Source organism: Thiocapsa sp. UBA6158, assembly GCF_002423035.1.
Taxonomy (GTDB): domain Bacteria; phylum Pseudomonadota; class Gammaproteobacteria; order Chromatiales; family Chromatiaceae; genus Thiocapsa.
In genome coordinates this window covers 1-21489 of record NZ_DIUM01000106.1, presented here as the reverse complement: position 1 = coordinate 21489, position 21489 = coordinate 1, and the positions used below count along the sequence as shown (strand labels likewise).

Sequence of the window (21489 nt, the reverse complement as noted above, 5' to 3'; positions counted from 1 at the left end):
GTCTCGGGGCCATCTGCATCGACGAGAGAGACGCGGTTTCAGTGATAGCCGATCGCTGAAGACTGACAGTCTTGCCCCACCCTCAACCGCGCCCTCCCGTCGCCAAATCTGCGCGAAGCACCTCCGCGCGCCGACGAATCGCACCGAGCCGCTCGGGCTCCAGCCGGGCGAGATTCCGCCATTGCAGCGCGGTACGCGGATGGTTGGCGAACCGATCCCGGTGCCGATCGAGAAAATCCCAGTAAAGCGTCGTGAACGGACAGGCGCCCTCACCGACGGCCTCCTTCGGATCATAGCGGCAGTGCCGACAATAGTTGCTCATCCGATCGATGTATTGGCCGGTCGCGACATAAGGTTTGGAGGCCAACAGCCCGCCGTCGGCGTATTGGCTCATCCCGATCACGTTGGGCGCCTCGACCCATTCGACGGCATCGACGAACATCGCCAGGTACCAGGCATGGACCTCGCGCGGCGCGACCCCGAGCAGCAACGCGAAGAGCCCGGTCACCATCAGGCGTTGGATATGATGGCCGTAACCGTATTCGAGTACCTGTCCGAGCGACGCCTCGAGACAAGCGTATTCGGTCTTGCCGGTCCAGTAAAAATTCGGGAGCCGACGATGTGCCTCCAGGACATTCGCTTCGAGATAAACCGGTCCCTCGCGCCAATAGATCCCGCGCACGTACTCGCGCCAACCGAGGATCTGGCGGACGAAGCCTTCGACCGACGCAAGCGGTGCCTGGTTCGCCTCGAAGGCCGCGATCGCGGCATCGATCGCGGTACGCGGATCGAGCAGCTTGAGATTGAGTGCGGCAGAGATCCGCGCGTGATAGAGATAGGGCTCGCCGGTCCACATGGCGTCTTGCCACGGGCCAAAGGCGGGAAGGCGGTTGCGGATGAAGTCGTCGAGCGCCTCGCGGGCTTGGGCCGCGGTCACCGGCCAGTCGAAGCGCTCCAAGGAACCCGGTGCATTCGGGAAGCGCTGCTGGATCAGTGCAATCAAGCCCCGCGTGATGGCGTCGGGTGGAAATCCGATCGGTTCAGGCACCATGCCCGGACCCTGCCGACCGAAGGACTTGCGATTCTCTTGATCCAGGTTCCACTGGCCTCCGACGGGCTGCGCGTCATCCGCCGGGCCTTCCATCAGGATGTCTTCGCGCTTGCGCAGAAAACGGTAGAAGTGCTCCAAGCGGAGCCCTTTGCGACCGCTCGCCCAGCGATCGAACTCGGTTCGCGAGCAGATGAAGTGCTCGTCCGAGCGGATCTCGAGCGGCACTGCGCTGGCCTCGGCGACGCCGTGTAAAGCCGCGAGGACACGATGCTCCCCCGGCTCGGTCAGGATCAAACGCTCGGGACGCAACGCCCGGATCGCCGCGGCAAGACCGGCAGCGAGCGACGGATCGGCCTCGGCATCCAGCGCACGATAATGGACGCGGATCCCCGCGGCCTCCAAGGCGTCTCGGAAGTGCCGCATGGCGGACAGAAACAGTAGGATCCGCGCCTTGTGCGCAGGAACATGGGTCGACTCCTCGACCGCCTCGCACATCCAGACCCGATCGCGTGCAGGATCAAGGTCGCGCAAGGCCAGGGCCCCGGCATCGAGCTGATCACCGAGCACCGGCACCAGATGGCGACAGCGTCGATCAGCCATGGCTACCCGAGGCCGAATAGGCGATTTGGCGCCGAAAGAGCGCTTGGACCGTCGCGATGTCGTCGGCCTGATCTGCAGTCTTGTCCGGACGATGGCGTTTCACACGCGCGAAGCGCAAGGCAAGCCCGCCGGAATACTGCGCACTCTCCTGAAGCTCGTTGAAGGCGATCTCGACGACCAGTTCGGGCCGCACATGCACCACCTGGCCGTCCTGCGCCACCGCGAGCGCGCTCAGACGCTCGGTCTGCCAGGTCAACATGGCATCGGTCAGACCCTTGAAGGTCTTGCCCAGCATCACGAAGCCGCCCGCAGGATCGCGCGCCCCGAGATGCAGATTGCTCAGCCAACGGCTGCGCCGACCGCTGCCCCGTTCCGCGGCCAAGATCACCAGATCAAGCGTGTGGGTCGGCTTGATCTTGAGCCACTGCCGACCGCGCGCACCGGCCGCATAGGGCGCCGCCGGGTCCTTGGCCATGATGCCCTCGTGACCCGCGGCGAGTGCCTGATCCAGAAAGGCACGGGCCTCGGCTGCATCGCTCGGTTGCAGTCGCGGGATCAGTGCAGGATCCGGAATCACCGACGCGAGTGCGCCGAAACGCTCGCGCGCCGGAGCATCAATCATGAGGGTCCCGTCGCATTGGATGCAGTCGAAGAAGAAGACACTTAGGGGCAGCTCGGCCCGCAGGCTCGCGACGTCGAGCCGCCGACCGAAACGGCGCATGCTGGTCTGGAAAGGATGCGGTCGCCCGTCCGCATGCAGCGCCAGCACCTCGCCGTCGAGCACCAGATCCGCAACGGGAAGGGTCGCGATCAACTCGGGGATCTCGGGCACCGCTGCGGTCACCTCATGGCCCTGCCGGCTGTAGACCCGCACCTCTTCGCCTCGCTTGTGGACCTGAACCCGGGCGCCGTCGAGCTTGAATTCCAGGTCGGGCGCCGCGAGCCGGGCGAGCGCATCGTCGAGATCCTCCGCGGGTTGGGCGAGCATCGGCAAGATCGGGCGAAACAGCTCGAGACCAATGGCGCGCAGCCCCGCGGCACCGGAGTCGAAGGCCGTGCGCGTCACCCGCGCCGCATCACCGCTCAGCATGAGGGCGCGCCGAACGAGTCCGGGATCCAACGCGGCCGCCTGCGCGACCGCCTCCATCACCAAGCCCTCGACGGCACCTTGACGAAGCTCGCCGAGCATCAAACGGGCGAGAAATCCCTGTTCCTCGCGGGTGGCCTGCTCGAACAGACGCTGCAACAGTGACCGCCGCTTTGCCTGTGCTCCGGCTCCCTTGACGGCGAGCAGGGCGTCGAATGTCCGATCCAGGTCACCGAGGGTCAGCTGCCCGCGATCGACCGGCGCCAGACCGCGGAGTGCTTCCACCTGCGCCGGTCCGACCCCGACGCGACCTTGCGGGATCTCACCGGCGAGATAGCTCGCGGCAAGCGAGGTCTCGTCCCGATCCAGCCGACCGAGCAGATCCGCGATCAGGCCGATCTTGTCGCGCCGGGAAGAACGGGCGGCCACCACGTCCGAAAGTCGGACCAGCGTCTCGAGCGTCGTTGAAAACGTGACCATCCCTTTCCGACTCTTAAAAGCGATCGGTTGCGATCTCCGGAATCGGCATCCCTATCGACTCAACCGCGTCCCTGCCAAGGGCTATGGATGCACCAAACGTCGAGCTCACTCGAGAATGAGCGCCTCGCTCCGGGCGCAGTTTAATGGTACTGCTCCGTCGTGTACTGACCGGGCGCGTGCCGCTTGTGACGGGCCAGACCCCGCTCTTCGAGGATGACCTTCGCGTCCTTGATCATATCCGAGTTCCCACAGAGCATCACGTGACTGCTGTGGTGGTCGATAGCCGCGCCGACGTGTGATTCCAAGCCGCCGCCTGTCAAGAGGTCGGTGATCCGGCCGGACAATGCACCCGGAACAGACTCGCGACTGACCGCCGGCACGAACTTGAACCGCTCGCCACGGCGCTCGGCGATCGCGGCAAGGGTCTCGCCATAGGTCAGATCGGTGGCCTGTCGTACTCCGTGAACCAGGACGACGCGCTGAAACAGGTCCCAAGGTTCCGGGGAGCGCAGGATCGAAAGATAGACGCCGAGCGCGGTGCCGGTTGCGAGCAACCAGAGCGTCTCGGCGGGCTCGACCGTATCGAGCGTAAAGATCCCGCCAGGTTTCTCCGAAAGCCAGACCTCGTCGCCGGGATTCAGATCGGACAGACGCGGCGTCAGGGGACCTTCCGGCACCTCGTTGAAATAGATCTCCACAGGACGCTCCTGCGGCGGATTGACCAGCGAATAAGGTCGTCCCACTCGATCACCCTCGATATCCAGGGCGACCTTGATGTACTGCCCCGCCTTGAAGTCGGCGACCGGACCTTCGAACTGCATGCTGTAGAGTCCGTCCGTCCAGGCATGCTTGCCCGTCACCTTCGCTCTTACCCAGTCGCTCATAACCGATCCTGCTCCTCGTTGACCCCGAAAAATCCCGACACCATGATCGCACGGGCGGTGTCGCCGAGGCCTGAACGGCACTGGCAACGACACCCCGCAATAGTGCTTGCAGTTTGGTGCCCACCACCCGTTTTCAAATCATCCTCATCGGACATACCCCGTCCTTGGCGGGGAGGCAATCTGTCGCCTCCCCGCCAAGGACGGGATTGTATTCGCCATTTTGTGCATTACCTCGCGTAGGACGAAGCTTGACCGAGGACGGAGAGAACTCCCCCGAACATGAAGACCACACTATTCGCACTAGGAATCGCCGTCATGAGCACCACAGCAAGCGCCGCCACCCCACCCTGCTCGCCCTTGCTCGATGTCGAGGTGCGTCGACTCGCGGGACAAGAGGTCGTCAACCTCTGCGAAGCCTATCAGGGCAAGGTGGTTCTGATCGTCAACACCGCCAGCAAGTGCGGCTTCACCTCGCAGTACGAGGGACTCGAAGCCCTCTACAGCAAGTACAAGGGTCAGGGGCTCGTCGTGCTGGGTTTCCCGTCCAACGACTTCGCGAACCAGGAGCCGGGGAACGAGGAAGAGATCGAGAAGTTCTGTCGCCTGACCTACTCGGTCGAGTTTCCGATGTTCGAGAAGGTCAGCGTCAAGAAAGGCGCGGCATCCCCGCTCTTCGAGCGACTGGCCATTGCCGGTGCACCCTACCCGAAGTGGAATTTCTACAAGTACCTGATCGATCGCGACGGCAACCTGGTGGACCATTATGTCAGCTTCACCAAGCCGGATGATCGAAAGATCGTGAAGGCGATCGAGAAGCTGCTGTAACCGACCCGGAGCGCGCGCCGGCTGCCGCAAGGCCGTCGTGTCAGGACAAGCGCAGCGCGGTCCACCAACGCAGGCGCGTGGCTCGGTTTACGGGCGAGTTCACGCCGCAAATCGGGCGCCGCGCATTGCCGGACGGCACCCAAAGGGTTTGTCTCGACGATGATTCCGATTCGCCTTATCGATTGGTACGCAGACACCGGCCCGTCTACAGTTGTACCGAGTACAGGTGGGTTCTTTGCACATCAGGGTGCATCCCGCATGTGCTCGGTATCGAGGATCTCGGAAAGCGACGACGGCCGCCGCTGTCGGCCGGATCGGTTGATCGAGGTCCCCGAGAGCGTCCCGCGCACGAGAAGCGATCGGCTCGGCGCCCGAAGGGCACGAGGCGGCCTCGACGCGCTCGGACAACGGATACGACCGATTCAGGGGAGGTTCACGCATGGCGACATCAATGAAGCGGGAGGGAAGTCTCGAAGCCCCGACCCGTCACCCGCTCGACTGGCAAAGTGCTGATTTCTACGACCAGACTTCGCTCGAGGAGGAGCTGGAGCGTGTCTTCGACATCTGTCACGGCTGTCGCCGCTGCGTCAGTCTCTGCCAATCCTTCCCGACGCTGTTCGATCTGGTGGACGAGTCCGAATCGATGGAAGTCGACGGTGTGGCCAAGGACGACTACTGGAAGGTGGTCGACCACTGTTATCTCTGCGATCTGTGCTACATGACCAAGTGTCCCTACGTGCCTCCGCACGAGTGGAACCTGGACTTCCCACACCTGATGCTCCGCGCCAAGGCCGTCAAATACCGCCAAGGCAACGTCAAGATGCGTGATCGCATCCTCACCAGCACGGACACCGTCGGCTCGCTCGCCGGGATCCCGGTCGTCAACGGGCTGGTCAATGCGGTCAACACCAATTCGGTCGGACGACAGGCGCTCGAGGCCGTGCTCGGGGTCCACAAGGACGCGCGTGTTCCGCCCTACGTGAGCGACACACTGCGCAAGAGCGAGAAGGCGCGTGTCGGACGCTCCGCCGTCGGCGAGCCGGCCGGTCCGACCAGCGGCAAGGTCGCACTCTTCACCACCTGTTACGGCAACTACAACGAGCCCGGCGTGAACGCCGACCTGATCGCCGTCTTCGAGCACTCGGGTATTCCGGTCACACTCCCCGAGAAGGAGCAATGCTGCGGCATGCCCAAACTCGAGCTCGGCGACCTGGAGGCCGTCAAAGCCGCGAAAGACGCCAATATCCCGGTGCTCAAGCGTCTGGTCGACGAGGGTTGGGACATCGTCGCCATGATCCCCTCGTGCGTGCTGATGTTTAAGCAGGAATTGCCCCTGATGTTCCCCGAAGACCCGGACGTTCAGGCGGTCAAGGCGCGCATCTTCGACCCCTTCGAGTACCTGATGCTCCGTCACAAGCACGGCAAGCTCAACACGGATTTCAAAAAACCGCTGGGCAACGTCATCTATCAGGCGTCCTGCCATCAGCGGGTCCAAAACATCGGGCAGAAGACCCGTGAGGTTCTGGCACTGGTGCCGGACACGACAGTGGAGATCATCGAGCGTTGCTCGGGCCACGACGGCACCTACGCGGTGAAGAAGGAGTTTTACGCCTCCGCGATGAAGATCGTGCGCCCGGTCGCGGGCCGCGTGGAGAAGGCCGCACCGGATCACTTCGGCAGCGACTGCCCGATGGCCGGCGCCCATATCGCGCATGCACTGGGTAAGGACGGCGAGCAGCGGCATCCGCTGAGTTTGTTGCGGATGGCCTACGGGCTCTGAACCGCGTCCTGCGCGATACCGGAGTCCGGCGTATCGAGTCGATCTTCGTGGACCATGCCGGCACCGGTAGCGACGCGGTTCAGGATGAAAGGGCCTTGTTGATTCGGGCGGGCAGGGGCAACACCGGAGGTCGTCGGATCGTCGCGAAGCGGCGACCGCCCGGGATCGACGACGTGCATGAGCGCGGCGGCATCGACATTCCAATCGGTTTGGAGACGACTATGCATTTGACACGAGACGACCTTTACAGCCTCGAGAAGTACGCGGAGGTTCGCGGTGACTTCCGGGCTCGCGTCATGGCCCATAAGAAACATCGGCAGGTGGCGATCGGTGCCCATGCCACGCTCTATTTCGAGGATCGCCTGACCATGCAGTATCAGATCCAGGAGATGCTGCGTGCCGAGCGCATCTTCGAGTCGGCAGGGATTCAGGACGAGCTCGACGCCTACAATCCGTTGGTCCCGGACGGGAGCAACTGGAAGGCGACCTTCATGATCGAGTACGAAGACGTCGAGGAGCGGCGCGATGCCCTGACGCGGTTGCGCGGGATCGAGGACCGGGTGTGGGTCCAGGTCGCCGATTTCGATCGGGTCTATGCGATCGCCGACGAGGATATGGAGCGCGAGGACGCCGCCAAGACATCGGCCGTGCATTTCCTGCGGTTCGAGCTGACGGCGCCCATGGCGGCGGCGATGAAACAGGGCGCGAAGCTCGCGCTCGGGACCGATCACCCGGAGTACAGCCATCACGTCGAAGCAACACCCGAGGTCCGTGACTCGCTCGCACGCGACCTTGCCGACTAAATGAAACGCCCGCAGCCTCGCGCCCTGCTGCTCGACATGGACGGCCTCCTCTTCCACGGAGACCGTCCGCTCCCGGGCGCGCAGCGGCTGCTCGACCGACTGAAAGCGACACCCTACGCCTTCGTCACCAATAACCCGATCCGTACGCCCGAGCAGGTCGCAGACGCCTTCGCCGCGATGGGGCTACCGCAACCGGAGACGGAGCGGATCATCACCTCGGCCTTGGCCACGGCGCGCTGGCTGAGCCACGTTCGACCCGGATTCCGTTATTTCGCTGTCGGAGCCGGCGGGTTGGACGCGGCTCTGCGCTCGGTCGGAACGCCGGACGCCGTGCGCGCCGACGTGGTCGTCGTAGGCGAGGGACCGGGGCTCGACTTCGAGCAGCTTACCGTCGGCATCAATCTCATCCTGAGCCGTGGCGCCCGCCTGGTCGCCACGAATCCGGACACCGCCGTCGACGGTGTGCGCGACGGCCGTCATGTCGTACTGCCCGGCGGAGGCGCGTTGGTCGCACCCTTTGCGGCCGCGACCGGGGTGACGCCGACCTTCGTGGGCAAACCCGAGCCCCTGCTCTACGAGATGTCGCTTGAAATCCTCGGCTGCACGGCGGGGGAATGCATGATGATCGGCGATCGTCCGGACACGGACATCGCGGGGGCAGAGCGGCTCGGCATGTGGTCCGCACTCGTACGCACCGGACGGTTTACTCCGGGTCGTCCCTGGATCGAAGGCATGCCGCCACCGGATTATGATCTGAACAGCCTGGATGATCTGATCGACGCGTTGGACCGGGATGTTCCGGGCCTGCTTGCTTGATCCGTTCCCCGACACCGGGCGAACGAACGAAGACCGCCAAGGCGCCGTCAACGTTGCGTCGTCGATGATGTCGGCGTGTTGCTGCTGCGCTACCGTGAGGGTGTTTCGAATCGTCACATCGCCCTTGTGCATGCCCCGGGTGCAGACATGTGCCCTGACACTCGACTCCGCCGCCAGCCTCGCCGACATCACGACCCGCCCGCAGATGTTGTCGATGACTTCGATCGTACGTTCATCGAAGCCGGGATGACGATCTGAATCGTGATCGGCTGGCCCAATCCTCCCGCCGGTGATACCGGGGCAATCGCAAGTAGAAGCAGGCCGATCAGGGCGACGCGAGATTGCATGGCGCGGTCTCGTCGGTTGTTTCGAGTGACTGAATCATGACGCCTGCACTCTACTGCCGAACCACAAAAAAAGCGCCCGGCTGAAACCGGGCGCTCGTTAAAGAACCGAGGTCGGCGACGACCCGCTCAAGTCGGCGAGTCGACGCCTCCCGAATCAGTCGCGCGCCTGCTCGAGGGCGGCGATCCGCTTCTCCAACGGCGGATGGCTGGAGAACAACGCCTTCAGACCTTCGCCGATATTCCCCGAGATGCCGAAGGCCGCGAACTCGCCCGCCGGCAGATCGTGCGGCTGATGGACACGCTGCAAAGCACGCAGCGCATTGGCCATCTGCGTACGGCTGCTCAAACGCGCCCCGCCCTCGTCGGCCCGGAACTCGCGGTACCGCGAGAACCACATCACGATCATGCTGGCCAGGAAGGAAAGCAGGATCTCGGCCACGATCGAGACGACGAAGTAGGCGATGCCGTGGCCCTCTTCGTTCTTGAAGACGACCCGATCGACCGTGTGACCGATGATGCGCGCCAGGAACACCACGAAGGTGTTCACTACGCCCTGGATCAACGCCAGCGTCACCATGTCGCCGTTCGCGACGTGACTGATCTCGTGGCCGACAACCGCTTCGACCTCTTCCTTGGTCATGTGCTGCAGGAGCCCGGTGCTGACCGCCACCAAGGCATCGTTGCGATTCCAGCCGGTGGCGAAGGCGTTGGGCTCGGGCGAGTCGAAGATGCCGACCTCCGGCATCTTGATGCCGGCCGCTTGAGACTGACGTGCGACCGTTTCCATCAACCAGCGCTCGAACGGGGTAGACGGCTGCTCGATGACCTGCACACCCATACCACGCTTGGCCATCATCTTCGACATGAACAGCGAGATCAGCGATCCGCTGAAGCCGATGATGGCCGCCATGATCAGGAGCGCACCCATGTCGAGCCCGCCGCTCTCGAGCAGCAGCCCGTCGATCCCCAGCAACCGGAAGACCACGCTGATGACGACGAGAATCGCCGCGTTGGTCGCGAGAAACAATAAGATCCGCATCATAGATTTAGGCTCCTTGAGGGTAAGTTCGAAAGCGCGCTTACCATGCACCGGAGGCGCGCGCCGCACAAGCCCGCGAGCGGGCTTGCGACAAGTTGCAGAGCATATTGGGTCGCGCCGCCCGCAACAAAGCATGAAAACCGGTCTGGACAAACGAAAAGTCCGCCGGTAATATTCGCCGTCTCGACGATATCGGGGCCATAGCTCAGCTGGGAGAGCGCAACACTGGCAGTGTTGAGGTCGGCGGTTCGATCCCGCCTGGCTCCAAAAATCATCAAAATGATCCGGCACCATGATCACGGTCGGATCTTGGCAAACGGTCACCGTCCCCATCGTCTAGTGGCCTAGGACACCGCCCTTTCACGGCGGTAACCGGGGTTCGAACCCCCGTGGGGACGCCAATCAGAACAAAGGCATGCGGCAATGCATGCCGTTTGTGTGCTCGCGACCGGCGCCAGCAAGGCCACGCTCATGGCCATGTCGATCGCCTGGCAGACCATCAACGCCGTGCAGCGGCCCAGCACAAGCGCTTCAGCCGCGGCTTTCTCATCGTCGCGCCCGGTCTGACCATCAAGGACCGCCTGCGCGACCTTCAACCCAACGACCCGGATAGCGACTACGCTAGTCGCGAGCCGATGCCCACGGATCTCCTCGAGGAGGTCAACCGCGCCAAACTACATCTCCGGATTTCAGCGCGAGCGACAGGACGGCAGCACCCAGCCGGAGCCTGGTCGCCTGCCCCTGTTCAGCAATCACGACGAGCACGGCAACCCGCTGCCGCGCCCCGAACCATTTCGATCGACAGCAAGCAACTGGAATCGGGCGAGGTGCTGGATGCCAACTTCCGCGCCATGGCGTCGGACGAGATCGAGCGCTTCCGCCGCCAGATCATCGAGCGCACCGGTGACGCCCGTCAGGCCGAGAACCTGACCGACCCGGACCTCTTGCGCGAGGTCATGACCACCGTCGGCAAGCCCGGCCGACTCGGGGCCGACATCCGCTGCGTCGTCTCCGTCTCCATGCTCACCGAGGGCTGGGACGTCAGCACCGTCACGCACGCCCTCGGCGTGCGCGCCTTCGGCACTCAGCTCCTGTGCGAGCAGGTCATCGGCCGGGCGCTGCGCCGCCAGTCCTACGATCTCAACGAAGAGGGGCTCTTCAACGTCGAGTATGCCGACGTGCTCGGCATCCCCTGCAACTTCAACGCCACGCCCACGCTCGCCCCGCCGCACGAGACCGGCGCATCGCGCATCAATGGCTCGACGCCTCTCTGCGATGCAAGGGCAGCACCTATCCGGCTCAGCTCAAATACAAGACGGCTTGACCCAACGGAAGGATCTCATCCAAGTAAGGCTTAAAGGCATTGATTGCCCGTGAAAGCGCTCGTCGTCTCGCACGTTTAGTCGGATCTCGACTGCTTGGTCATCGAGTCCGAGGTTGCCGACCGTGCGGCCGAGATGGCACGGCTGCGGCGCGTACTGCGTCCCCTGCACATCCCCGCCGACATCCTGGTGTACTCGCGGAAAGAACGCTATCTGGACCTGATCTGGCCGCAGGTAGGAGCGCCGATCGGACAAATAAGGCTGATTATCCACTTGACTTCTCGGCAACCATCACGGAAATCAAGGCATGTTTGTAGACGCATTCGACGGTCCTAAATCCGGCATCTCGAAGCCATTGGATCTGATCCGACAGCTTGGCCTCCTTATCCAATTGTCTTCGACGCATGAGGCGATCCATATCCTCCCGAGAATGCTCGAAACGATCCACGAAGTCGCGCCAGTAGCCTTCGAACCGCTCCGCGTACCTGCTTGACTCGGCGAGATGCTGGTCGGCGTTGACGAACATGCCGTGCGGCGCCAGAGCCGCATAGACGTTTTCGAACACGCGTTTTTTGTCGTCATCCTCGAGATGATGAATGGACAAGGCCGAGATGATCAGATCGAATGTCCCGCTGATTCCCGATGTGCAATAATCCGCGACGACGTAGCACACATTGCTGTTTCCCGCAAACCTGCCCCTTGCGACGTCGAGCATCTTGTCCGAGACATCCAGCAGCGTGACCCGGGCGTCGGGATATTTTTTCAGAATAAACGCGCTGAACAATCCTGTTCCGGCACCGAGATCGAGAATGCGCGGCGTATCCGTGATGGATTCGGCAAAGTAGGTCGCCGTCCCGTAAAAGTCGTCGAAGCCGGGGACGAGCTTTCGTCGCTCTCCGTCATAGTGCTTCGAAACCACATCGAACTGTTCCTTGACGTCGTTTTCCATTCAGCCTTCTTCACAAAAGGGTGTCTTTTCGGCCTCCTGTGTCAGTCCGATAGAGGCCGATCTCGACGCTTGGCGACGGGTTCGCCGGGGTTATGCAGGATCCTCGAAATCGCCTTCGCAAGGAAGTGCAAACCTTCTCCTTGGTTCTCCGCATCCTTCGTGACTTCGGGCTTCGAACTCCCTTTCCCGACCAACGGACCAAGCCATGGCCCCAGGCCGCGACATCCGCGAACAGATCGATGCTTTCCGTATGCCAAGGCCTTTCCGCCCGCGACGCCGGGGGCATAGCACACCCCGGCATCGAGCGCTACCGGCTGCTCCTCTCCACCGCAGTAATCCCCTTCTCCGACCGATCCTTCAACGCGACAGGCTCCCAGACAAACCGGTCGAGCTCATAACCGAGGACCATCGACTTGCCGTCGACCGAGACCAGGATCTCGACCCGCTCGGGCGAGCGTATGGTCCGATTCTCGACCGCCTTGATCGACTCCGGGAAGCGCTTCTCCAAGTCGCGGCAGACCAGCTCCGCGTCGGGGCCGATGTCGCCGATCTCCGGTGGATCGGGTATACACATGGCCAGGCCTTCGAACGTCGCGAACGACAGGCCGACAATCAGGGGTAGCTTCGTCATGGTGGTATCCTCTTCGCCGGTGGTCGACAGATCCCGCCGTCCAAGTCCGACACCCTATTGCCGAACTCGCAGGACCGCGGGGGTTGCTTAAGGCTTAGGCGAATCCGCAGCGCTTGTCCGGACGAAAACACGCCGAAAGTCGGATGATTCGCCTCCGTGCATTCCATCGTTTCTCCGTCGGCTAAACTCAGACCCATGAGCAAGCCCGAGACCGTATCAGAGCCGACGCCGAGCCGACGAAGTGCCGGCATATCTCCCGCGACGAGGGGAGAGGATGTCTTTCGGGTCGGCTCCTGGTTGGTCGAGCCGAGGGGAGATCTCTTGCGCCGAGGTACTCACCTGGTCCGGGTCGAGCCCAGGGTGATGGATGTCATGGTCTACTTCGCCGGGCGCGCGGGCGAGGTGGTCTCGCGGGAGGAGCTGGAGCGCGACGTTTGGCACGGCGCCTTGGTGGGTTACGACGCGGTGACCAAGACGGTCAACAAGTTGCGCCACGCTTTGGGGGACGATCCCCGCAAACCGCGGTATATCCAAACCGTGCCCAAACGGGGTTACCGGTTTGTCGCCGAGGCCGAACGCCCCGATCCACTCGAGGGCTCGCAGCCCGAGGCGCTCGACCCCATCCGGAGACCGCTTGATCCCCCGCGAGCTCTGTGGCTCGTGGTCGTCATCGGGTTGGCTGTCTTAGCCTCGCCTCTACTCTATCTCGGGGCGCTCCGGCCTTTCGGCTGGCCCGTCGGTGTACCTGGCGAGGTGATGGAATCGATCGGTTCGACCAGCCCCGCTCCGGCAGCGATGACCCGTGTTCTGGTCCGACCTTTCGATGTCTTGGGCGAAGATGCAGACCAGCTCCATCTCGCGCGTGGTCTCACGGCCGACCTGATCGCCGACCTGTCCAAGCTCTCGGGTTTGTCCGTGACGGAAGTCGATAGCCGGAGCAAAGCGGCGGATATCGAAGAGGCTGCATACCCCGGCATTCGCTACAAGGTCTGGGGCGGCGTAAAGCGCGCGGGCGATCGCATCCGCGTCGAGGTCCGTCTCACGGATGCGCTCAGCGGTCGCCAACTGTCCGTCGAACGCTACGACCGACCGTTCACGGATCTATTCGAGGTCCAACGAGACATCGGAAACCGATTGGCACGCGCCCTCTCGGTCACGCTGACCGAGGTCGAGAAAGATCGGGTCGCGCACCGCTATACCCGCTCCGTTCAGGCCTACGACCTCTTCCTTCGTGCACAGTCCCAGCAATTGGTCCGCCGCAAGGACGAAAACGGGCGCGCACGGGATCTCTACCTTCAGGCCATCAGGCAGGACCCCGATTTTGCGCGCGCCTATGCAGGGCTCGCACTCACCTATGCCTACGCGTACCGCAATCAGTGGACCAGCAACGGCCCAGCCGAACTCGAGCGGGCGTTGACGATGGCCGAGACCGCCGCGGAGATCGACCCGACCCTCCCGGAAGCCCATTGGGCGCTCGGCTATGTGAAGGTCCAGCAACGTCGACACTCAGAGGCACTGACACACCTCGATCAGGCGCTTCGTCTGGACCCCGGGTTTGCCGACGCTTTGGCGCTCAAGGCCAGCATCGAGACCTATACCGGCCGGCCTCGAAGGACTATCCCGCTTGCCAGGGTCGCCATCCAGCGCAATCCGAGCGCGGGTTATCTTTACTATATGATCCTCGGGCGGGCCTATTTCTTCATCGACGACCATGTCCAAGCGTTGATCAACCTGCGGGAGGCGGCGATGCGAAACCCCGAGATGTTGGATGTCCATGTCTTTCTCGCGGCAGCCCTCGAGCTCGGCGGGGAGCACCAGGATGCCGCTTGGGAAGCAGAGGAGATTCTCGCCATTCAACCCGATTTTATGACCGACGCCTGGCTGGAGACCTACCCTATGACGGACCGGGATCAGCAACATCGGCTCGTCACAACCCTGGCGAGATTGGGACTTTGACCGACTCAGACGAACCCTTCGGAGTCAACGCTTTCGAGCCATGACCCATCCAACCTCGCCAAACACACCAGACGACTTCGTTCGCTCCTGGGACGCGCGTTATGAAGGCGCAACAGTCGTCCCGAAACCGGCCCTGGTGTTGCGCCAATGGCCGCACTTGCGACCCGGGGGAGGCACCGCCCTCGACCTCGCCTGCGGACTCGGCGGCAGCGCACTTTGGCTGGCCGAGCGGGGTTTCCGGGTCTCGGCATGGGACTTGTCCCCGACCGCCATCGCACGGCTCCGGGAGGCGGCGCGCCTACGAGGACTTCACCTTGATGCCCGGGTCCGTGACCTGATCGCCCTGCCGCCGAGTCCCGAGAGCTTCGACCTGATCCTGGTCGCACACTTCCTGGATCGCGATCTGGCCCCGAGCATTGCTGCCGCCTTGCGTCCCGGCGGTCTGCTCTTCTATCAGACCTTTGCGCGTGAGTCGCACGGCAGCCGCGGCCCGACCAACCCGGCCTATCGCCTTGCCCGCAACGAGCTGCTCAACCTGTTTCCCGACCTGACCATCCGCGCTTAACGAGCCGAAGGTCGACTCGCCGCGCCCGAAAGCGGCTTGAGCGACCTGGCCTTGATGGTCGCCCAACGGATTTGAGCGGCGGAGATCGGCATAAGCGCGAGACTGCACATCCAATCGCGCCGCGGCCTCCGCACGCGCGTCGAGTCCGGTCTCCTCCAGCCCGAGGGGATGCATGTCGATGACGGCATGATAGCCGGGCATGGCGGCCGACCATGAGGTTAAGGCGCGCGCGATGCGGTCGCGCAGCAGACGCGACGCGCCGGTATATGAAGTCCACGACATGTCCGACCTGCAGCGCGAGGGTGTCGTGCGGGTGCTGGATGGCGATATCCTCCGGGATCCGAGAGGCGACATGCCACTCGCTCGCCGGGAGGTGTTTCACGACGCTCAGATGGGCACGCTTGTACGCCGTGCTCGGGAGGATTTCGGCGGTCTCCAGGTCAGTGCGGGCCACGGCGAATCCGTCCGGCTCGATCCCCAGCAGATGCAGATAGGCGTGGAGAACCCGGGCCATGACGAGAAGAGCCTACGTCGCGCCCGTCATTCGGCCGTGAAACCGGCATGAAAGACGGGGTAAACATGCGGACAACCGGCAGCGCAACTTCGGTGCAGCGGCGCCCGCACCCGACGCAAAGGCTTCTTCCTCAACCCGCCGGGAGCGGCAGCGCACCTTTGACCGTGAAGAGATCGACCGGAAGGACGTGCAGCTCTCGTTCGTCTTCGGACACGAAGAGGATGCGATCGGGACGGGTCTCGCACAGCCAGGCACGAACGCCGAACGGGGCGCGGCTGGTCAATGCCTCCGGCCCGAGAAGTGCGACATTGATGCCGCGATCCGGGTCGCGCGCGGAGACGAACTCGAAGGCGCCGACATCGCTCTCCCGCAGTGTGCTCCCCAGACGTTGACAGGCACCGTAGTCGCTCGGGTGACGCAGTTGTGAGGTCATCGACAAGCGAAGTCGTCGCGATCTGTTGCTGACTCTCGACCATGCGCAACAGTTTGCCGCCGATGGGAGCGATGTGGATCGTCTCGCGGCATGCCGGCCAGAGATCCATCATCTCGGATCCGGCTCAGGCGTTGCCGCGCATCGCGTCCAGATATTCGACGACGCGCACGAGACCGGCGACCGAGCGCACCTGCTCCGCAGGAACGCCGCCGATGTCGCGATTTGCGGTATGCATCCAGTGACGCATGTCCTGCCGCCGGCCGCCGACCAGGGAGTAGAGACTGCGGTAACAGCGGAGCAACAACAAGGCGAGCTCGCCGGCCTTGCTGTCGGGATCGAGACCCCGGGCGATGGAGCTGCGGTCACGCCCGACGATGTCGCCGAGCGCCTCCTGCGAGAGACCCAGCGCGCGGCCGGCGTTCAATAGGGCCTTCGCGAGAACGACCCGCGGGTCAGGGTTGGGTTTGGCAGCAAGCTCCATGTTAATTCGGCTGCAGATCGAATGTTGCATTTACACCTTTTAGGCCGCTGATCGCGTATTTGCAAAACGCCATCGATCCGCTGTTCGTACCCGACGGGGCCCTAGCTATGCGGGGCAGACAACGGTTTCCCGGCTAGACCGAGCGTACGCGATCGCTGCTGCGACGCGCGACGCCGAGGTCATGGGCACCGGTAACGTCGGCTTCGCGCGGATCGATCGACATCTGTTGCCCCATGACCCGATGAATGTCTGGCTCGTCGCACGGAAGGGCTGAGGCGCGCGAAATCGCGAGCTGCTTCCCCGCACCCGGTCGTCGCCGCCGGCTCGGCGGCGCGCACGACGCCGTAAAGCGGAGCGCGCTCGGACCGCATCACAGCCAACGGACATCGTCGCACCGGAGACATCCCCACTCGATGCCTGCGCCGCCTGGAGCGCATGCACTGCAACCGCGGCGACGCTGTGCGAGAATCCTCGCCCTGTTGTTGTCGCGAGGTAATGCCGTCCATGCACCCGGTGGCCCTAAACAAGATGCCGTCTCCGCTCGGCCCGCCGCTGCCCGGTCGCCCCGGCGAGCGCCTGCTGTGGGGGCGGTTGTACGGCGCGAGCGTCGCGCTCGCGATCGCCGAGGCCGCCCGCACGCATGCGGGGCTGATCCTCGCGGTCGTGCCGGATGTCCAGGCCGCGGCCCATCTGCGCGCCGAGCTCGGCTTCTTTCTGGCCGGGAGCGCACTCCCGCTGTTGGCCTTCCCGGACTGGGAGACCCTGCCCTACGACGTCTTCTCGCCCCTTCCGGAGCTGGTCTCGGAACGGCTCCTGACACTGCACCGCCTGCCGGGCTTGGAGAAGGGCGTGCTGGTCGTGCCGGTCGCAACCCTGATGCAGCGCTTGCCGCCGCGCCGGTATGTGGACGGGCAGTCGCTGGTCCTTGCGGTCGGCGATCGGCTGGACCTGGATGCGACCCGGCGCCGACTGGAGCGTGCCGGCTATTCCTGCGTCTCCCAGGTCATCGGCCACGGCGAATATGCGGTGCGCGGCTCCCTGCTCGACGTCTTTCCGATGGGCAGCGAGGTCCCGCTGCGCATCGACCTCTTCGATCAGGAGGTCGAGACGATCCGCACCTTCGACCCGGAGACGCAGCGCTCGCAGGAGAAGCTGGAGCGGGTGCGGATGCTGCCGGCGCGTGAATTCCCGCTGACGGAGGAGGCGATCTCCGGGTTTCGCCAGCGCTATCGTGCGAGCTTCGAGGGCGACCCGCAGGCCAGCCTGGTGTATCGCGAGGTCTCCGAGGGGCGCACGCCGGGCGGGCTGGAATACTATCTGCCGTTGTTCTTCGAGACGACCGCGACACTCTTCGACTATCTGCCCGCAGGCGTCCTGGCCCTGGAGTCGGATACCTGCCGGGAGACCGCCACAACCTTCATCGCCGGCGTTGCCCAGCGCTACGAGCAGCGTCGTCACGACATCGAACGCCCGCTCCTGCCGCCGGCCAAGCTCTATCTGCATCCTGACGAGATGGCCGGCGCACTGAATCGGCTGTCGGGCGTACTCTACCAATCCCCGGAGGTCCCCGAACGCCGCAAGGGCTATGCGGCCTTCCACAACTTCGCGACCACCACCCTGCCCCCGCTCGCCATTCAGGCGCGTGCCGCACAGCCCGCGCAAGGCTTGCAGGACTTCCTGAGCACGCCGGGGCGGCGGGTCCTGTTTGTCGCCGAAAGCACCGGACGGCGCGAGATGCTCGCCGAGCATCTGGCCGGGTTCAATATCCGGGCGCGTCAGATCGAAGGCTGGCAGTCCTTCATCGACGGCGATCTCGACCTGGCGTTGACCGTCGCGCCGCTGGAGCGCGGACTGCTGCTGGACGATCGCGGCATCGCCCTGGTCACAGAGACTCAGCTCTACGGCGAGCGTGTCCGCCAGGAGCGTCGTCGTCGTGCGCGCGAGCGCGACAGCGACGCCATCGTACGCAACCTCACCGAGCTGACCGAGGGCGCGCCGGTCGTGCACGAGGAGCACGGCGTCGGGCGCTATCTGGGGCTGCAGACCCTGCAGGTCGGCGGGATGACCACCGAGTTTCTGGCGCTTGAATATGCCAACGGCGACAAGCTCTATGTTCCGGTCAGCTCGCTGCATCTGATCTCGCGCTACACCGGCGCCTCGCCCGAGAACGCGCCCCTGCATCGGCTCGGCGGCGAGCAGTGGGATCGGATCAAGCGCAAGGCCGCACAAAAGGCCCACGACGTGGCCGCCGAGCTGCTCGATATCTATGCACGGCGCGCCGCCCGCGAGGGTGTCGCCTGCTCGGCCCCGGGCGACGACTATGCCGCCTTCGCTGCGGCCTTCCCCTTCGAGGAAACACCGGATCAGCTGCGCGCCATCGAGGGCGTGATCGCCGACATGGAAGACGCCAAGCCGATGGATCGGGTGGTCTGCGGCGATGTCGGCTTCGGCAAGACCGAGGTCGCCATGCGGGCGGCCTTCATGGCCGTGCAGGGCGGACGGCAGGTCGCGGTGCTGGTGCCGACCACACTGCTCGCCCAACAGCATTTCGAGAACTTCTCCGACCGCTTCGCCGACTGGCCAATCAAGATCGAGAGCCTGTCGCGCTTCCGCACCGCCAAAGAGCAGAAGAAGGTGCTGGAGGGTCTGGCCGACGGCACGGTCGATATCCTCGTCGGCACCCATAAGCTCCTGCAGCCCGATCTGAAATTCAAGAATCTGGGATTGGCGATCATCGACGAGGAGCACCGCTTCGGGGTACGCCACAAGGAGCAGTTGAAGAATCTGCGCAGCGAGGTGGACATCCTGACCCTCACGGCGACGCCGATCCCGCGCACGCTCAACATGGCCATGTCGGGCCTGCGCGATCTGTCCATCATCGCCACCCCGCCGGTCGAGCGTCATCCGATCAAGACCTTCGTCAGCCCCTGGAGCGACGGACTGATCCAAGAGGCGGTGCTGCGCGAGCTCAAGCGCGGCGGTCAGGTCTATTTCCTCCACAACGAGGTGGAGACCATCGAGAACCAGGCGCATAAGATCGAGGCCCTAATCCCGGAGGCGCGCGTGCAGGTCGCACACGGGCAGATGCGCGAGCGCGATCTCGAGCGGGTGATGCGCGACTTCTATCACCAGCGCTTCAACCTGCTGGTTTGCACCACCATCATCGAGAGCGGCATCGACGTGCCGAGCGCCAACACCATCGTCATCAATCGCGCCGATAAGCTCGGCCTGGCTCAGTTGCATCAGCTGCGCGGACGGGTCGGGCGCTCGCACCATCGCGCCTACGCCTATCTGATCACGCCGCCGACCAAGACCATGACGGCGGACGCCAAAAAGCGGCTTGAAGCGATCGAGTCCATGGAGGATCTGGGGGCCGGCTTCACGCTCGCGACCCATGATCTCGAGATCCGGGGCGCCGGCGAGCTGCTCGGCGACGAGCAGTCCGGCCAGATCCACGAGGTCGGATTCTCGCTCTACATGGATCTGCTCGAACGCGCAGTCCAAGCGCTCAAGGCCGGCCGTACGCCCGAGCTCGACCGTCCGCTCAGCCACGGCGCCGAGATCGACCTCGGCCTACCCGCCCTCTTGCCGAGCGACTATCTGCCCGACGTGCACGCACGTCTCGTCATGTACAAGCGAATTGCGAGTGCCGACACGCCCGGCGATCTGCGGGAGCTGCAGGTCGAGATGATCGACCGTTTCGGTCTGCTGCCCGAGCCGGCCAAGAACCTGCTCGAGATCACTGAGCTGAAGCTGAAGGTCCAGCCCTATGGGATCCGCAAGATCGAAGCGGGGCCGGCGAGCGGCCGAATCCTCTTCGACCCATCACCGACCATCGACCCCACCAACCTGATCCGACTGATTCAGCAGAAACCGAAGGAATTCAAGCTCGACGGCAGCGACAAGCTGAGGTTCTACCGCGACATGGCCGAGCCGCAAAGACGCCTACGGCAGGTGAACGAGGTGGTCGCACAGGTGGTCGGCCAGGGATAAAGCGGAAATTCAAACCGCACAGGACGCAAAGGTTCTTTGCGATTCACCGGGAGCTTGATCGTGCCCGGGTGGCGCTCGCCAGAACACCCAACGGGGTTTGCGCCTTGGTGATTGACCCCGTACCTCGTCTGGAGGGGTAAGGGATAGCATCGGTAATCTTTGGTTTCGGCGTCCTCCGGGATTCCCATCCGCTAAAGAACGCGGGTTTGCCAGGCCAGCGAAGCGACGAGTCCCCGGGGACGGCGCATTCAGGTCGTACACGCCTGAACTTGGTGTATGACCACGGACGTTGTGCACCGCGGGACTGTGTGAGGTTCCCTCGGTTTTTCGTCTCCAATATGACAGAAAGTCTACGTCATCCTTGGAAGACTAAATTTCGGGGAAACCTCATTGCACGCGACATCGTAATTCGACGCGGTCTTCGTCGACTGGACGGGCGATCTCGACTGCGCGGACGGCGAGCTTCTAATGGACGGCAACCGCTCCTGCACCGCGACCTTCAACGCCGTGAGACAACTCACGGCCAGCAAGGCCGGTGAAGGCGAAGGGACCATCACCTCGACCCCGTCCGGCATCGACTGCGGCAGCGCCTGCGCGGCGAACTATCTGCTCGGCACCTCGGTCAGTCTCACCGCGACGCCGAGCGCGGGCGCGCGCTTCGACGGCTGGAGCGGACATGCCGACTGCCAGGACGGGCAGATCACTCTCGACGCTGACCGGCAGTGCACTGCGACTTTCGCCAGGATTACCGAAGGCACGCAAATCAACGCAGCCATCTTGCCGTATGCGCGCGCCGTTGCAATCGGCGAAACCGCAACCGCATTTGCGAGCATCATCAACGGCGGCAACGCAGCGGCGACCGACTACTCGATTGCACTGCCGGGCGGGCCACCGGCGTACTTCAGTTACTAGGAGCCTGTCCGACTTGTCGGC

17 protein-coding genes, 2 tRNA genes and 1 pseudogene are annotated in these 21489 nt (G+C 63.9%); 12 read left to right on the top strand and 8 right to left on the bottom strand.

Annotation, left to right across the window (positions count from 1 at the left end; translation table 11 throughout):
* Nucleotides 1-82: 82 nt before the first annotated feature.
* From B4N44_RS14255 to B4N44_RS14245, 3 genes are all read right to left on the bottom strand, one after another.
* On the bottom strand, nt 83-1651 hold the full coding sequence (locus tag B4N44_RS14255; RefSeq protein ID WP_296702045.1) for a cryptochrome/photolyase family protein: 1569 nt from the start codon (nt 1649-1651) through the stop codon (nt 83-85).
* Nucleotides 1644-3218: an ATP-dependent DNA ligase gene (locus tag B4N44_RS14250; protein WP_296702044.1), complete on the bottom strand. Its 1575-nt coding sequence runs from the start codon at nt 3216-3218 to the stop codon at nt 1644-1646. Before B4N44_RS14250 ends, B4N44_RS14255 begins: the two co-directional genes overlap by 8 nt.
* A 140-nt stretch (nt 3219-3358) precedes the next feature.
* Nucleotides 3359-4102: a ferredoxin--NADP reductase gene (locus B4N44_RS14245; RefSeq protein WP_296702042.1), complete on the bottom strand. Its 744-nt coding sequence runs from the start codon at nt 4100-4102 to the stop codon at nt 3359-3361.
* Nucleotides 4103-4381: 279 nt separating this feature from the next.
* Here B4N44_RS14245 and B4N44_RS14240 point away from each other — a divergent pair, with 279 nt between their 5' ends.
* The 4 genes from B4N44_RS14240 (at nt 4382) to B4N44_RS14225 (ending at nt 8326) form a co-directional block, all read left to right on the top strand.
* Nucleotides 4382-4927 carry a glutathione peroxidase gene (locus tag B4N44_RS14240; protein ID WP_296702040.1) on the top strand — a complete coding sequence of 182 codons (546 nt, stop codon included), beginning with the start codon at nt 4382-4384 and terminating at the stop codon, nt 4925-4927.
* Nucleotides 4928-5366: 439 nt separating this feature from the next.
* Complete coding sequence (locus B4N44_RS14235; RefSeq protein WP_296702035.1) at nt 5367-6707, top strand: heterodisulfide reductase-related iron-sulfur binding cluster; 1341 nt, start codon at nt 5367-5369, stop codon at nt 6705-6707.
* A gap of 221 nt (nt 6708-6928) precedes the next feature.
* Complete coding sequence (locus tag B4N44_RS14230) at nt 6929-7510, top strand: DUF3501 family protein (RefSeq protein WP_296702033.1); 582 nt, start codon at nt 6929-6931, stop codon at nt 7508-7510.
* Nucleotides 7511-8326, top strand: coding sequence for an HAD-IIA family hydrolase (locus tag B4N44_RS14225; protein WP_296702030.1), 816 nt, complete (start codon nt 7511-7513; stop codon nt 8324-8326). It begins immediately after the preceding gene.
* A 501-nt stretch (nt 8327-8827) separates the two neighbouring features.
* Here B4N44_RS14225 and htpX read toward each other — a convergent pair.
* The gene (gene htpX, locus B4N44_RS14220) at nt 8828-9715 is read right to left on the bottom strand and encodes a protease HtpX (RefSeq protein WP_296702028.1); all 888 of its coding nucleotides are present in this window, start codon (nt 9713-9715) and stop codon (nt 8828-8830) included.
* Between the two features lie 191 nt (nt 9716-9906).
* Between htpX and B4N44_RS14215 the strand changes: the two genes are divergently transcribed.
* From B4N44_RS14215 to B4N44_RS19975, 3 genes and pseudogenes are all read left to right on the top strand, one after another.
* Nucleotides 9907-9979: transfer RNA gene (locus tag B4N44_RS14215), tRNA-Ala, on the top strand.
* A 58-nt stretch (nt 9980-10037) separates the two neighbouring features.
* Nucleotides 10038-10113, top strand: a tRNA-Glu gene (locus B4N44_RS14210).
* A 271-nt stretch (nt 10114-10384) separates the two neighbouring features.
* A pseudogene (locus B4N44_RS19975) lies at nt 10385-10944 on the top strand (restriction endonuclease); the annotation flags it as partial.
* Nucleotides 10945-11299: 355 nt separating this feature from the next.
* Here the strand turns inward: B4N44_RS19975 and B4N44_RS14200 are convergent.
* Together B4N44_RS14200 and B4N44_RS14195 are read right to left on the bottom strand one after the other, a co-directional pair.
* Nucleotides 11300-11983: a class I SAM-dependent methyltransferase gene (locus B4N44_RS14200; RefSeq protein ID WP_296702024.1), complete on the bottom strand. Its 684-nt coding sequence runs from the start codon at nt 11981-11983 to the stop codon at nt 11300-11302.
* A 307-nt stretch (nt 11984-12290) separates the two neighbouring features.
* Nucleotides 12291-12614 (bottom strand): hypothetical protein, encoded by a 324-nt coding sequence (locus tag B4N44_RS14195; RefSeq protein WP_296702021.1) that lies wholly within the window; start codon nt 12612-12614, stop codon nt 12291-12293.
* Between the two features lie 321 nt (nt 12615-12935).
* Here B4N44_RS14195 and B4N44_RS14190 point away from each other — a divergent pair, with 321 nt between their 5' ends.
* From B4N44_RS14190 to B4N44_RS14180, 3 genes are all read left to right on the top strand, one after another.
* A complete protein-coding gene (locus tag B4N44_RS14190; RefSeq protein WP_296702018.1) occupies nt 12936-14570 on the top strand; it encodes a winged helix-turn-helix domain-containing protein in 1635 nt (544 codons plus the stop codon).
* 40 nt (nt 14571-14610) lie between these two features.
* Nucleotides 14611-15135: a class I SAM-dependent methyltransferase gene (locus tag B4N44_RS14185; protein WP_296702015.1), complete on the top strand. Its 525-nt coding sequence runs from the start codon at nt 14611-14613 to the stop codon at nt 15133-15135.
* 280 nt (nt 15136-15415) lie between these two features.
* Entirely contained in the window at nt 15416-15700 is a 285-nt protein-coding gene (locus tag B4N44_RS14180) for a hypothetical protein (protein WP_296702012.1), read from the top strand.
* Between the two features lie 79 nt (nt 15701-15779).
* Here the strand turns inward: B4N44_RS14180 and B4N44_RS14175 are convergent, their stop codons facing one another.
* Nucleotides 15780-16082, bottom strand: coding sequence for an RES domain-containing protein (locus B4N44_RS14175; RefSeq protein ID WP_296702009.1), 303 nt, complete (start codon nt 16080-16082; stop codon nt 15780-15782).
* Between the two features lie 124 nt (nt 16083-16206).
* Nucleotides 16207-16563 carry an MbcA/ParS/Xre antitoxin family protein gene (locus B4N44_RS14170; RefSeq protein ID WP_296702007.1) on the bottom strand — a complete coding sequence of 119 codons (357 nt, stop codon included), beginning with the start codon at nt 16561-16563 and terminating at the stop codon, nt 16207-16209.
* A 528-nt stretch (nt 16564-17091) separates the two neighbouring features.
* On the opposite strand from B4N44_RS14170, the gene mfd reads away from it, so the two are divergent.
* Both mfd and B4N44_RS14160 read left to right on the top strand, forming a co-directional pair.
* The gene (gene mfd / locus B4N44_RS14165; protein WP_414718153.1) at nt 17092-20556 is read left to right on the top strand and encodes a transcription-repair coupling factor; all 3465 of its coding nucleotides are present in this window, start codon (nt 17092-17094) and stop codon (nt 20554-20556) included.
* A 468-nt stretch (nt 20557-21024) separates the two neighbouring features.
* Entirely contained in the window at nt 21025-21468 is a 444-nt protein-coding gene (locus B4N44_RS14160) for an InlB B-repeat-containing protein (protein WP_296702003.1), read from the top strand.
* The last annotated feature ends 21 nt before the right edge of the window (nt 21469-21489 follow it).

Excerpts from the sequence above, each read along its gene's own strand:
- B4N44_RS14255 (WP_296702045.1), bottom strand. The coding sequence starts at position 1,651 with ATGGCTGATCGACGCTGTCGCCATCTGGTGCCGGTGCTCGGTGATCAG.
- B4N44_RS14250 (WP_296702044.1), bottom strand. The coding sequence starts at position 3,218 with ATGGTCACGTTTTCAACGACGCTCGAGACGCTGGTCCGACTTTCGGAC.
- B4N44_RS14245 (WP_296702042.1), bottom strand. The coding sequence starts at position 4,102 with ATGAGCGACTGGGTAAGAGCGAAGGTGACGGGCAAGCATGCCTGGACG.
- B4N44_RS14240 (WP_296702040.1), top strand. The coding sequence starts at position 4,382 with ATGAAGACCACACTATTCGCACTAGGAATCGCCGTCATGAGCACCACA.
- B4N44_RS14235 (WP_296702035.1), top strand. The coding sequence starts at position 5,367 with ATGGCGACATCAATGAAGCGGGAGGGAAGTCTCGAAGCCCCGACCCGT.
- B4N44_RS14230 (WP_296702033.1), top strand. The coding sequence starts at position 6,929 with ATGCATTTGACACGAGACGACCTTTACAGCCTCGAGAAGTACGCGGAG.
- B4N44_RS14225 (WP_296702030.1), top strand. The coding sequence starts at position 7,511 with ATGAAACGCCCGCAGCCTCGCGCCCTGCTGCTCGACATGGACGGCCTC.
- htpX (WP_296702028.1), bottom strand. The coding sequence starts at position 9,715 with ATGATGCGGATCTTATTGTTTCTCGCGACCAACGCGGCGATTCTCGTC.
- B4N44_RS14200 (WP_296702024.1), bottom strand. The coding sequence starts at position 11,983 with ATGGAAAACGACGTCAAGGAACAGTTCGATGTGGTTTCGAAGCACTAT.
- B4N44_RS14195 (WP_296702021.1), bottom strand. The coding sequence starts at position 12,614 with ATGACGAAGCTACCCCTGATTGTCGGCCTGTCGTTCGCGACGTTCGAA.
- B4N44_RS14185 (WP_296702015.1), top strand. The coding sequence starts at position 14,611 with ATGACCCATCCAACCTCGCCAAACACACCAGACGACTTCGTTCGCTCC.
- B4N44_RS14180 (WP_296702012.1), top strand. The coding sequence starts at position 15,416 with ATGTCCGACCTGCAGCGCGAGGGTGTCGTGCGGGTGCTGGATGGCGAT.
- B4N44_RS14175 (WP_296702009.1), bottom strand. The coding sequence starts at position 16,082 with ATGACCTCACAACTGCGTCACCCGAGCGACTACGGTGCCTGTCAACGT.
- B4N44_RS14170 (WP_296702007.1), bottom strand. The coding sequence starts at position 16,563 with ATGGAGCTTGCTGCCAAACCCAACCCTGACCCGCGGGTCGTTCTCGCG.
- mfd (WP_414718153.1), top strand. The coding sequence starts at position 17,092 with ATGCCGTCTCCGCTCGGCCCGCCGCTGCCCGGTCGCCCCGGCGAGCGC.
- B4N44_RS14160 (WP_296702003.1), top strand. The coding sequence starts at position 21,025 with ATGGACGGCAACCGCTCCTGCACCGCGACCTTCAACGCCGTGAGACAA.